Here is a 12,043-nt window from a genome sequence, read left to right as displayed (position 1 = left end):
CCACTTGCCTTTCGCTATGGGTATTGCACAATACCGCCCCTATATCTCCCAATCATTTAGTATTTAGCAAACGATTTCACCCATGTTACTTATCATCGATAACTACGACTCTTTTACCTATAACTTGTATCAGTATTTCTGTGAGTTAGGGGTAACTGTAAAAGTTGTACGCAACGATGAAATTGATATTGCGGGCATTGAAGCGCTGAATCCTAGTCACCTTGTGATATCCCCGGGGCCTTGTACACCGGATGATGCGGGTATCTCTCTGCGAGCCATAGAACACTTTGTTGGTAAACTACCTATCTTAGGTGTGTGTCTTGGCCATCAAGCCATTGCTCAGGTGTTTGGCGGTGAAGTGGTGAGAGCCAGACAAGTGATGCACGGTAAAACCTCACCGATACGCCACAATGGTAAGAGTGTTTTCCAAGGGCTGAATAACCCACTAACCGTCACGCGTTACCACTCCCTTGTGGTGAAAAACGGCACACTACCAGATTGCTTTGAACTGACTTCTTGGACAGAGCTGGAAGATGGCAGTATGGATGAGATCATGGGCTATCAACACAAAACCTTGCCAATTGACGCGGTTCAGTTCCATCCTGAATCGATTAAAACAGAGCAAGGGCACCAACTTCTGGCTAACTTTTTAGCACGTTAAGTGTTTAAAGCGGGCGTTTTATTCTCTTAAATAGGTGAGCTTAACCTGCCAACTCCTTCGTTATACGTTTTAATTTGAGTTTTACCGAGCTCGATCCTTCTGACGCTGATCACTTTTTATAACATTTCTTCCTCATCAGGCTAAGTTTTTAGCCTATGCAAAGTTATTCGCCGTATTTCCTTTTGAACCCAATTTACCGCTGTGCCAGTAAGGCTTTGCCTTTGCAGGGTAGGCGTATGCGTAAAAAAAGCTTCATAAAACAGGTTGATTGATGCATAAATAGTCATAGATAGTGAGGTTTAGCTGGTTGTGAGGGATGGCTAAAGAATAATCTACTATTGAAAACGTTAATTAAATGTAAATATAATGCTGCAGCGGGATTGTAGCGAGACAAAATTTTTTCGTCTCACTTATGAATCATTACGCTTATTTGCGAAGCTTGCGGTATCGAGAAGGAATGTACGATGACAGTGGAAAATAATGTAGAACGTAGTCTGTTTAATGAGGTGATGGTGCCTTGTTATAACCCAATGGAAATGATCCCGGTAAAAGGGGAAGGCGCACGCGTATGGGACCAACAAGGCCGAGAGTATATCGACTTTGCTGGTGGTATTGCTGTGAGCTGTTTGGGTCACTGTCACCCAGCAATGGTGAATGCCGTTACTGAGCAAGCAAACAAGATTTGGCACCTAAGTAATGTAATGACTAACGAACCTGCACTGCGTCTAGCGAAGAAGCTAACTGACGTATGTTTTGCAGAAAAAGTATTCTTTGCGAACTCTGGTGCAGAAGCGAACGAAGCAGCACTTAAGCTAGCTCGTCGTTGGGCGGCGGATGTTCACGGTCCTGAGAAATCTGAAATCATTGCATTCAAACAAGGTTTCCACGGTCGTACATTCTTTACTGTAACCGTTGGTGGTCAAGAAGCTTACTCAGATGGCTTTGGTCCAAAACCTGGCGATGTAACTCACCTACCTTACAACGATATTGCGGCTCTAGAAGCGCATATCTCTGATCGCACTTGTGCCATCATGATGGAACCTCTGCAAGGCGAGGGCGGTATCATCTCTCCAACGGCTGAGTTCGTGAATACGGTTCGTGAACTGTGTGACAAGCACAATGCACTGTTGATTTTTGATGAAGTACAAACAGGTAATGGCCGTACTGGTAACTTCTATGCTTACCAAGGTCTGGGCGTGACGCCAGACATTCTAAGCACAGCGAAGTCTCTAGGTGGCGGTTTCCCTATCGGCGCAATGCTGACGACGTCTGAACTGGCTACACACCTTAAGGTTGGTACGCACGGTTCTACATACGGTGGTAACCCACTGGCGTGTGCGGTAGCTGAAGCCGTGGTTGACGTAGTTAGCCAACCTGAGACTCTAGAAGGCGTAAAAGAGCGTGAAGCGCTATTCCGTGATGGTCTAACTAAGATTAACGACAAATACCAAATTTTCAGTGAGATTCGTGGTAAAGGCCTATTGTTAGGTGCTGCACTGAATGACGAATGGCAAGGTCGTGCGCGTGACGTATTAGTAGCAGCAGGCGAGCAAGGCCTAATGGTACTGGTTGCGGGTGCAAACGTGGTTCGTTTTACTCCATCACTGGTTATCACTAAACAAGAAATTGAAGAAGGCTTATCAAAACTAGACAAAGCAATCGCTACGCTAGTTTAGCCTGAGCGGCGTCATAGGAATGATCGCCATTAGAGCGATCCCATGACGTACTGCTAAAGGCCCAAGCTTCTGGTTTTGGGCCTATTTTGCATCTGGAGGGAATATTGATGCTAGTTGTTCGCCCAATAAAACTGTCTGATTACGATGCGCTGCACACCTGTGCAGTTGAATCAGGTCATGGATTCACATCTCTTCCGGTTAACGAAGAATTGTTAACTAACCGAATTACCCATTCTGAATACAGCTTTGCGAAAGCAGACGTGACCGAACCCGGTGATGAAGGCTATCTAATGGTGGGTTTCGACGCTGAAACTGGCGAAGTTGCTGGTACAACGGGTATCGAAGCTTCCATTGGCTGGGATGTGCCTTTTTACTCGTACCACATCAGTAAAGTGGTTCACTCTTCACAGCGCCTTAAAGTGAATAACGTGGTTAAGCTGTTGACGTTTGGTAATAACTACACAGGCTGCAGCGAAATTTGTACGCTGTTCTTACGTCCTGATTACCGCAAAGGCTTAAACGGTCGACTGATGTCTAAGTGTCGTTTCCTACTGATGGCTGAGCACCCAGAGCGTTTCTCAAAAACGATCTTTGCTGAGATGCGTGGTGTATCAGATGCAGAAGGCAACTCGCCATTCTGGAAGTGGTTGCAAGAGCACTTCTTCTCAATTGATTTCACACTAGCCGATTACCTAACGGGTATTGGTAAGAAAGGCTTCATCGCGGACCTTATGCCGAAACTGCCAATCTATGTAAACCTATTGAGTGAAGAAGCTCAGGCGGTGATTGGTCAAGTGCACGATAACACCCGCCCAGCATTGAAACTGTTGGAACGTGAAGGTTTCACGAATCGTGGTTATGTCGACATCTTTGATGCGGGACCAACGGTCGAGTGTGATTTAAGAAACATCGAATCTGTACGTCACTCTATTCGAGCACAGGTTCAAATTGCAGAGCACTCTAGCTCTAAAGACTTCCTAATTGGTAATACCTCATTTGAGAACTTCCGCGCAGTGGCCGCGAAAGGTGCGTATGACCAAGCAAGCGACACAGTGATTTTATCATCTGAAGTAGCAAGCGCTCTTGAAGTAAAAGAAGGCGAATTCGTTCGCATGCTGGCTCAATAAGAGCGGCGATTATCTGTCGAAGATTTTAAGGATAGAAGTATGACTCAGTGGATAGCAGGACAATGGGTAGCAGGTCAAGGTGATGCCATGACATCAGTAAGCCCATACAACAATGAAGTAGTGTGGCAGGGTGATAGCGCAACACCGGCACAGGTTGAATCTGCAGTGGCAGCGGCTCGCGAAGCGTTCCTAGTTTGGAAAAAACTGAGCTTTGCTGAGCGTGAAGCGATCGTGTTGAAGTTCGCGGAAAAAGTAAAAGAGAACAGCGAAGAGATCGCGCAAATTATCGCAAAAGAGACGGGTAAACCTATTTGGGAAACTCGTACTGAAGCGGGCGCAATGGCGGGCAAGATCGCTATCTCTATTCGTGCTTATCACGAGCGTACCGGGGAAGCATCACGTGAAGCGGCTGGTAACCAAATTGTACTTCGTCACCGTCCATTGGGCGTGATGGCGGTATTTGGTCCTTACAACTTCCCTGGCCACCTACCAAATGGTCATATTGTTCCTGCATTGCTATCGGGAAATACAGTGGTATTCAAACCTTCAGAGCAGACGCCTTGGACAGGTGAGTTCGCAATGAAGCTATGGCAAGAAGCGGGTCTTCCTGCTGGCGTAATCAACCTAGTGCAAGGTGCTAAAGAGACAGGCATCGCACTAGCAGATGCTAAAGGTCTTGATGGCGTGCTATTCACGGGTAGTGCTAATACGGGTCATATCCTGCATCGTCAATTCGCGGGTCAACCGGGCAAGATGCTGGCACTAGAGATGGGTGGTAATAACCCTATGGTGATCAGTGACCAATACGGTGACGCAGACGCAACGGTATACACCATTATCCAATCAGCGTTCATCAGTGCTGGTCAACGTTGTACATGTGCTCGTCGCCTGTATGTTCCTGTTGGCGAGAAGGGTGATCTGCTACTCGACAAACTGGTCGCAGCGACGCAAAAGATTCGTGTTGATCAGCCATTCGCTGAACCTGCACCTTTCATGGGGCCTCAAATCTCTGAAGCTGCCGCTAAGTTTATTCTAGACGCACAAGCTAACCTGCAATCGTTAGGTGGTGTCAGCCTAGTAGAGGCAAAAGCAGGCGAAGCGGCGTTTGTTTCTCCAGGCATTATCGATGCAACCAATATTGCTGAACTGCCAGATGAAGAGTACTTCGGCCCATTGCTACAAGTGGTTCGTTATCAGTCGCTAGAGCAAGCGGTTGAATTAGCTAACGACACACGCTTTGGTTTGTCAGCAGGTTTAGTATCGACAGACGATTCTGAGTGGGAATACTTCGTTGACCATATCCGTGCGGGTATTGTTAACCGCAACCGCCAACTCACAGGCGCAAGTGGTGATGCACCATTTGGTGGTCCGGGTGCTTCTGGCAACCTACGCCCAAGTGCTTACTATGCGGCAGATTACTGTGCTTACCCAATGGCTTCAATGGAAGGTGGTGAAACTCAACTGCCAGCTACGTTTAGCCCAGGTATCGAGCTGTAGTTTAGATTGATATTGAGCTAAGGCTCATTCATTAGTTATGAAATAAGGAAGCAGCGTATCGCTTCCTTGTTTTAACCACGCTCAGCGTCAAGATTGGGCGGTAGATAATAATAGAACAAGTATGTCACAGGCTGATGGCTGCTGACTTTGTGTCTCAGTCTCTCCCTTTCTAATCCAAATTACTAGCTTGCTAGAACCTCTGACAAGGAGTCACCATGACGCCCGATCTACTCTTTAAATCTCTATGGGACGATTACATTCACAGGCTTTGTCCATCCGCAGAGAAAGTACATCATTTGCTAAAAGAAGATGAAGCGCTGATCAACGATCACATTGCATTGCGTACTTTTAATGTTGCTCCTCTTGGTATCGAAACATTAGCCAAACCTTTCCTTGAGTTAGGTTATAAGGCATGTGGCGATTACCTGTTTGAAAGCAAGAAGCTAGTGGCTAAACACTACGAACACCCAGATCCAAAACAACCGAAAGTGTTCATCAGTGAGTTGAAGGTAGAAGAGTGTTCTAGTGAATTACAGCAGATCGTTGCCAAATTGGTTGAGCAGGTTGATGCAAGTAAGTTAGAGGGGCATGAATTCCTATTTGGTGGCCGCCTTTGGGACTTGAGCTTCGCTGATTTCCAACTGTTAGCAAAAGAGAGCGAATACGCTTCTTGGTTAGCCGCTCACGGTTACGGTGCTAACCACTTCACGGTTAGTGTCAATCAACTGAACAAGTTCGATGAAGTACAAGCAGTAAATGACTACCTGAGTGATGCTGGCTTTACGATTAACGCATCTGGTGGTGAGGTAAAAGGCTCTCCAGAGGTGTTATTAGAGCAATCATCAACAATGGCAGACAAAGTGCCAGTGGCATTTGTTGAAGGCAATGAGATGATTCCTGGTGGCTTCTATGAGTTCGCTAAGCGCTATCCAATGGCCAATGGTGAGCTTTACACCGGTTTTGTTGCGGCATCGGCGGATAAGATCTTCGAAAGCACCAACGGTTAAAGAAAGATACAAGTACGGGCTTTGCCCTAGAGATGCGGGTACGCTTCGCTTCGAGAGTGTTTACAAGGCGAGAGCCTCATGTGTTCCATTCGTATCTCGTATCTCGTATCTCGTATCTCGTATCTCGTATCTCGTATCTTCTCTCGATAAAGAAAAAGCCACCAAATTCGCATTTGGTGGCTTTGATATTTTTGACTCAGTTAATCGAGATTAACGAGTGCCGTATACCACGATAGTTTTACCGTGTGCAGAAATTAGGTTCTGCTCTTCTAGCATCTTCAAGATACGACCTACTGTCTCACGAGAACAACCAACGATTTGGCCAATCTCTTGACGAGTGATCTTGATTTGCATGCCGTCAGGGTGAGTCATTGCATCTGGCTGTTTCGCTAGGTTTAGTAGCGTTTGAGCGATACGACCTGTTACGTCAAGGAACGCTAAGTCACCAACCTTTTGGCTAGTTACTTGTAGGCGGCTTGCCATTTGCGCTGAAAGACGCATTAGGATGTCTGGGTTCACTTGGATAAGTTGACGGAATTTCTTGAAAGAAATTTCAGCTACTTCACAAGGAGATTTAGCACGAACCCAAGCAGTACGCTCTTGGTCTTCTTCGAACAAGCCTAGCTCACCGATGAAGTCGCCTTGGTTTAGGTAAGAAAGAATCATTTCCTTACCTTCTTCGTCTTTGATAAGAACTGCCACAGAACCTTTAACGATGTAGTACAAGGTTTCTGCCTTTTCACCAGCATGAATCAAAGTACTTTTTGAAGGGTACTTATGAATATGACAGTGTGAAAGGAACCACTCTAATGTTGGATCGGTTTGAGGTTTACCTAGAACCATAATATCTCACTTCCTCTGCAGGGTATGCTTGCCGCTTTCCGTATTTTAGCTAAGCCTGAATTGACTTCTTAGGATAAGAGCACTCGATGAGCGCTGCAAGCTATCTTGTGTTTCGTTTAAGAATAGTATCCTTTTTCAGGTACTATTTCTTGATTTTAATCGTGACCAAGCTACGATTTTTTACGCAAAATTGTGCACATGATCACGGTATGAAAAGTAATCAACCAGAACGTCGTTTTGTTAACCTATTTTTCCGGTTTCGATGAGTTGTTGTAGGATTGGCCTTACAATGAGCTCCATAGCAAAACTCATCTTGCCTCCTGGCACAACTAGCGTGTTATGACGAGACATAAATGAGCCATCAATCATTGCCAAAAGGTAAGGGAAATCGACGTTTTTGATACCACGCAAACGTATAACTACGAAGCTTTCGTCTAAACTTGGAATCCCTTTGGCGTTGAGTGGGTTCGATGTATCTACGGTTGGAACACGCTGAAAGTTGATATGTGTACGTGAAAACTGCGGGGTAATGTAGTTAAGGTAATCATCCATTGAACGTACAATAGAGTCCATTACCGCTTCTCGAGAGTGGCCACGATCGCGAGTGTCACGAACGAATTTTTGAATCCACTCTAGGTTTACGATAGGGACCATGCCGATCAGCAGATCGACGTGTTGAGATACGTTGATGTCGCCATCAACCACTCCACCGTGCAGGCCTTCGTAAAACATCACGTCTGAATTTTCAGGGATATCTTGCCATGGCGTAAAGGTGCCCGGCATTTGATTATAAGGGACAGCTTCGTCAAACGTATGTAGGTAACTACGTACTTGGCCAGTACCTTCATTTCCGTATTTACGGAAAAACTCTTCTAAGGCTCCGAAGTCGTTGGCTTGTGGACCAAAGTAGCTGATGTGCTTACCTTGCTCGCGCGCCTTACGGATCTCGACGTCCATCTCTGGTCGAGTGAAGCGGTGGAAACTATCCCCTTCAACCCAAGCAGCCTTCACGTCCATCATATTGAACATTTTGCGGAAGGCTTCTGAGGTGGTGGTGGTGCCGGCTCCTGAGGAACCCGTCACCGCAATAATTGGATGTTTAGCGGACATGACAACCCTTGTCTTATGAGTAACTTACTTGTTAGCAATCGTTTTCCACTATAACACGGCTCTTTTCTCAACGCAGCTTAGAAGCGTTTTGTGAGCTGGATATCAACGGTCTCGTGCAGTTCGGAAAATACAATGTTGGCCTCACCTGAAGCTAATTGATGTTTCACTTGATCAATCTTGTTTTGTAGGGAGATCTCAACGTCGCCGTAGTCTGTTCCCTCACGCAAGACGAATTCTTTGATGAGGTTTTCGAGCGTATCAGGCTCAATGTCTTTCCATGGGATGATCATAAATACTTCTCTCTTTTATGTTCATTGATATGTTGATGAGTGTGTCTAGTGATGTTTTTAGTACAACCCCAATTAGGGGCTGCGCTATCTTATCAAGGTTTCGCTTTTATATTTAGCAGGCTTGGCCGTTATGCCGAATCTTGAATACTTTCATAGTAGGCAGGCAGCGCTTCTTCTAGCCAAAACCTTGGCTTGAGCGTACTTCCTGTAATGAACCCGACATGACCCCCTTTCTGGAACAAGCGATAATCGATGTTATCCGGTAGGACGAATTTTGGAATCACATCGTCAGTCATGAAAGGATCGTCCTTGGCATGAATGATCTGGGTCGGTAGTTTTATCTGATTGAGCTTAGGAAGAGCGGAACATTGTGCGTAGTAGTCTTGAGCGTTCTTGAATCCGTGCAGGGGTGCGGTGATACGTTCATCAAATTCGTACAGCTTATCAATCTTCTTGATCGTCTCTGCGGTGATATCGAGCTTCTCTTGCAGTAGGTTAATCTTTTTTAAGGCATTAGATTTGAGAGAGCTGAGCAGGTACTTCTTGTAGAGCTTAGAAAAGCCTTTCTCAATGCGACTCGCGCAACAAGCCAGATCAAATGGGGCTGACACTATGGTCGCTGCTGACAACAAGGGGTCGTCTGAGTACTCAGCAAGATAGTTTGCCAACATGTTCCCGCCTAAAGAGATGCCGACCGCCACCTTAGGGTTATTGGGAAACTGTGCGTGCAGGTGTCTTAGAAAAAAGCGGGCATCTTCGACTTCGCCAGAGTGATACGCACGGGCTAAACGGTTCGGTTTACCACTGCAGCCTCTAAAATGCATCATCACAGACAACCAACCATCTTTGGCAAATGCATTCATCAGTCCGTTGGCATAAGGGCTCTCAAAGCTGCCCTCCAGTCCATGGAACAGAATAAAGATAGGTTTGTTACTGCTGGGCTTATCGCCGTCTGGTGACTCACTCCAAGCAAGATCGAGAAAATCACCATCGCTTGTTTCTAAGGTTTGCCATTGAGGGTGAAACAACGCCTGCTTTCTGATAAATCTTGGCACTAAGGTTTGTAAGTGTGGATTAGATAAACCAGCAGCTGCGGTAAATATGGTCATAAAACAGTCCGTACTTTTTTATGGGCTTTAAAAAGTGTTGAGTATTGCGATGCGCCCACGTTTTTATTTGAGCTTGGTTGATTCTCGGCATAAGCGCAAGCGTTTCACTGCGACTCGATGCAAAAATAGGTGATGGGTAACTGATTGAATATTATAAAAGTTGAACGAGTTAACCCTTGTCCGTGATGAATATTACCTTTGATGTTCACATCACAAGTATCAGTGTCAGACAAGCTTGTGCCTGAACTGGATAAAAGAGAAAAGAAACGAGTTAAGGTTGAGGGGCGGGTTCAGAAAATGCGTCGTAGAGGTTTTCAGCCCCGAGTAGACGACAATATTGCAGAGCCAGTGGGGTCTGTTGATTGGTGAATAGCTGCAGCGAGTTGATACAGTCAACAAGGTCGGATTGCTGCTGCTTCTCAAGTTGCAGTTCAAACTGTAAGGCTTCACGGTAGAGAGAGTCGACAACATGCTCTTTAAGGTGTTTGCGCAGCTCTCGATAGCTATGCAGTAGAGTCTCAGAGCGGCTTAAGCACTGCTGCACTTTGTGCCACTCTTCTTCTGCAAAAGACAATTGCTGCTCATCAAGCCATTTGAGGAGCAGCAGTAGATTGACGTTGCCGTGGAATTGGTTTTGCAAAGCTAAGCACGCATCTTTAACACCACGCACACTGTAGTACTGAAGGCTAAATTGCCATAGTCTTTCCAGTGTGAGTGATATTGGGGCGTGCTTTAGGCTCATAAACTATCCATATCCTGTTCCATCTGCTCAAGCTCTTCTTGAGTGGACATCCAATCCATTTCAACTTCTTCCAGTTGTGACTTACTGCTCGCTTGTAGAGCGAGTACTTCATTCAGTTTAGCCTTATTTTCAGCTTCATACAGTGAAGTGTCGGATAATTGTTGTTCAGCTTCTTCAAGAGCAAGCGTCAGTTTATCCATCTGCTTTTCAAATTGAGTCAGCTTTTTACGGATTGGCGCGGTTAACTTACGGAACTCCGCTTCTTTACGTTTTTGCTCTTTTTTCGCAGCAGCACTGTTGGCGCCATCTTTCGTTGGAGCCTGTGCTTGTGCTTCTTTGCGTTCCACTTTTTGCTGTTCGGTGAGCCACTTGTAGTAATCGTTCAGGTCACCGTCAAACGGTGCAACTTGGCGGTCGTGTACAAGGTACAGGTCATCGGTAGTTGCACGAAGTAGGTAACGGTCGTGCGATACGATAACCATTGCGCCTTCAAATGTCTGAAGAGCAAACGTCAGCGCTTGACGCATGTCGAGATCCAAGTGGTTGGTTGGTTCATCGAGTAGTAACAGGTTCGGTTTTTGCCAGACCAGCAGTGCCAACACTAAACGTGCTTTCTCACCACCTGAGAAAGGCGCTACTTTATCCAGTGCTTTCTCGCCTTGGAAGCCGAAGCTACCAAGGTAATCACGAAGCTGTTGTTCGGTGTGCTTAGGCGCAATCTGCATCATGTGTTGCAGTGGTGTCTCTTCTGGGTGCAGCGTTTCTAGTTGATGCTGTGCGAAGTAACCAATCTTAACGCCTTGTGAGTAGCTCAGCTCGCCACCTTGCTGTTTCAGTTCGCCAGAAAGCAGCTTAATAAGCGTCGATTTACCTGCGCCGTTTCGACCCAGTAGACCGATACGGCTGCCTGGAACCAGGTTAAGGCGAATCTTCTCTAGAATTAGGTTGTCGTCGTAGCCCGCAGATACTTCATCCATCATCATGATTGGGTTTGGTAGTGCGTCAGGTTCTCTGAACTCAAAGCTGAATGGGTTATCAAACTGAGCGGGCAGTACTTGTTCCATTTTTTCGAGTGCTTTAATGCGGCTTTGCGCTTGGCGAGCCTTTGAAGCTTTATAACGGAAACGGTCGATGTAGCTCTGCATGTGAGCCATCTGCTTTTGCTGCTTCTGGTACATCGCCTGTTGCAGAATCAGCTTTTGCGCTCGTTGATTCTCAAACGATGAGTAGTTGCCTGTGTACTCATTTAACTTTTGGTTTTCAACATGCACGATACGATTGACGATAGGATCTAAGAAGTCTCTATCGTGCGAGATAAGTACTAGCGTACCAGGGTAGGTTTGTAACCAGCGCTCTAGCCACATTACTGCATCCAAGTCCAAGTGGTTGGTTGGCTCATCGAGCAGCAGTAAGTCACTGCGGCATAGTAGGGCTTGAGCTAGGTTCAAACGCATACGCCAACCACCTGAGAATTGAGTCAGGTTCCATGTCATTTGTTCTTGGCTAAAGCCTAGGCCGTCTAGCAATTCGGCTGCGCGAGCTTTGATGCTGTAACCACCAATGGTCTCTATCTTGCCGTGAATCTCTGCGACGAGTGTGCCGTTGTCGGCTACTTCCGCTTTTTGTAGCTGATCTTCAAGGCCACGATATTCACGGTCACCATCAATCACGTATTCAATTGCTGTTCTTTCTAATGCTGGAGTTTCTTGAGCAACCCACGCCATTTCCCAATGAGCAGGTTTGCTGAATGAGCCAGCATCAATCGATAGCTCGTCTTTAATTAAAGCGAACAGCGTCGATTTACCACAACCGTTTTTGCCTACCAAGCCAATCTTGTCGCCAGGGTGAAGAGTCGCAGATGCTTGGTCGAGGAGGGGCTTACCGCCGCGTAGCAATTGAATATCAGAGAAAGTAATCATAGAAATAGCATAGAAATTAGAGATGAACAGACGCCTGCATAGTAGGCTGAAACCAGATAAAA

Annotated in this window: 11 protein-coding genes; 5 read left to right on the top strand and 6 right to left on the bottom strand. The window is 46.1% G+C overall.

All coding sequences use genetic code 11. The features are described 5' to 3' along the window. The first annotated feature begins 82 nt into the window (after positions 1-82). From F0228_RS12445 to F0228_RS12425, 5 genes are all read left to right on the top strand, one after another. Positions 83-661 carry an aminodeoxychorismate/anthranilate synthase component II gene (locus F0228_RS12445; protein WP_061033629.1) on the top strand — a complete coding sequence of 193 codons (579 nt, stop codon included), beginning with the start codon at positions 83-85 and terminating at the stop codon, positions 659-661. A 464-nt stretch (positions 662-1,125) separates the two neighbouring features. Further along, positions 1,126-2,337: an aspartate aminotransferase family protein gene (locus tag F0228_RS12440; protein WP_008222315.1), complete on the top strand. Its 1,212-nt coding sequence runs from the start codon at positions 1,126-1,128 to the stop codon at positions 2,335-2,337. Positions 2,338-2,444: 107 nt separating this feature from the next. Beyond that, complete coding sequence (gene astA / locus F0228_RS12435) at positions 2,445-3,464, top strand: arginine N-succinyltransferase (protein ID WP_061033630.1); 1,020 nt, start codon at positions 2,445-2,447, stop codon at positions 3,462-3,464. Positions 3,465-3,503: 39 nt separating this feature from the next. Beyond that, positions 3,504-4,961: a succinylglutamate-semialdehyde dehydrogenase gene (gene astD / locus F0228_RS12430; RefSeq protein WP_016796009.1), complete on the top strand. Its 1,458-nt coding sequence runs from the start codon at positions 3,504-3,506 to the stop codon at positions 4,959-4,961. A gap of 215 nt (positions 4,962-5,176) precedes the next feature. After that, positions 5,177-5,968: a DUF1338 domain-containing protein gene (locus F0228_RS12425; RefSeq protein WP_008222320.1), complete on the top strand. Its 792-nt coding sequence runs from the start codon at positions 5,177-5,179 to the stop codon at positions 5,966-5,968. Between the two features lie 210 nt (positions 5,969-6,178). Here the strand turns inward: F0228_RS12425 and crp are convergent, their stop codons facing one another. The 6 genes from crp to F0228_RS12395 form a co-directional block, all read right to left on the bottom strand. After that, on the bottom strand, positions 6,179-6,811 hold the full coding sequence (crp, locus tag F0228_RS12420) for a cAMP-activated global transcriptional regulator CRP (protein ID WP_004410522.1): 633 nt from the start codon (positions 6,809-6,811) through the stop codon (positions 6,179-6,181). 240 nt (positions 6,812-7,051) lie between these two features. Further along, the gene (locus F0228_RS12415; protein ID WP_008222326.1) at positions 7,052-7,921 is read right to left on the bottom strand and encodes a phosphoribulokinase; all 870 of its coding nucleotides are present in this window, start codon (positions 7,919-7,921) and stop codon (positions 7,052-7,054) included. A gap of 77 nt (positions 7,922-7,998) precedes the next feature. Next, entirely contained in the window at positions 7,999-8,211 is a 213-nt protein-coding gene (locus F0228_RS12410; protein ID WP_004737179.1) for a YheU family protein, read from the bottom strand. 128 nt (positions 8,212-8,339) lie between these two features. Next, the gene (locus tag F0228_RS12405) at positions 8,340-9,320 is read right to left on the bottom strand and encodes a hydrolase (protein WP_061033631.1); all 981 of its coding nucleotides are present in this window, start codon (positions 9,318-9,320) and stop codon (positions 8,340-8,342) included. Positions 9,321-9,591: 271 nt separating this feature from the next. Then, positions 9,592-10,062, bottom strand: coding sequence for a TIGR02444 family protein (locus tag F0228_RS12400; RefSeq protein WP_061033632.1), 471 nt, complete (start codon positions 10,060-10,062; stop codon positions 9,592-9,594). After that, complete coding sequence (locus F0228_RS12395) at positions 10,059-11,981, bottom strand: ABC transporter ATP-binding protein (protein WP_061033633.1); 1,923 nt, start codon at positions 11,979-11,981, stop codon at positions 10,059-10,061. Before F0228_RS12395 ends, F0228_RS12400 begins: the two co-directional genes overlap by 4 nt. Between the last annotated feature and the right edge of the window lie 62 nt (positions 11,982-12,043).

The sequence above is a fragment of the Vibrio sp. 99K-1 genome (assembly GCF_013114585.1).
Taxonomy (GTDB): Bacteria; Pseudomonadota; Gammaproteobacteria; order Enterobacterales; family Vibrionaceae; genus Vibrio; species Vibrio chagasii_B.
Note: the sequence above shows the minus strand (reverse complement) of the source record. Positions and strands in the feature narration are given on the sequence as shown.

Bases quoted from the DNA above. Each gene is read 5' to 3' on its own strand.
- F0228_RS12425 (WP_008222320.1), top strand. From the start codon at position 5,177: ATGACGCCCGATCTACTCTTTAAATCTCTATGGGACGATTACATTCAC.
- F0228_RS12415 (WP_008222326.1), bottom strand. From the start codon at position 7,921: ATGTCCGCTAAACATCCAATTATTGCGGTGACGGGTTCCTCAGGAGCC.
- astD (WP_016796009.1), top strand. From the start codon at position 3,504: ATGACTCAGTGGATAGCAGGACAATGGGTAGCAGGTCAAGGTGATGCC.
- F0228_RS12400 (WP_061033632.1), bottom strand. From the start codon at position 10,062: ATGAGCCTAAAGCACGCCCCAATATCACTCACACTGGAAAGACTATGG.
- F0228_RS12395 (WP_061033633.1), bottom strand. From the start codon at position 11,981: ATGATTACTTTCTCTGATATTCAATTGCTACGCGGCGGTAAGCCCCTC.
- F0228_RS12440 (WP_008222315.1), top strand. From the start codon at position 1,126: ATGACAGTGGAAAATAATGTAGAACGTAGTCTGTTTAATGAGGTGATG.
- F0228_RS12405 (WP_061033631.1), bottom strand. From the start codon at position 9,320: ATGACCATATTTACCGCAGCTGCTGGTTTATCTAATCCACACTTACAA.
- F0228_RS12445 (WP_061033629.1), top strand. From the start codon at position 83: ATGTTACTTATCATCGATAACTACGACTCTTTTACCTATAACTTGTAT.
- astA (WP_061033630.1), top strand. From the start codon at position 2,445: ATGCTAGTTGTTCGCCCAATAAAACTGTCTGATTACGATGCGCTGCAC.
- crp (WP_004410522.1), bottom strand. From the start codon at position 6,811: ATGGTTCTAGGTAAACCTCAAACCGATCCAACATTAGAGTGGTTCCTT.
- F0228_RS12410 (WP_004737179.1), bottom strand. From the start codon at position 8,211: ATGATCATCCCATGGAAAGACATTGAGCCTGATACGCTCGAAAACCTC.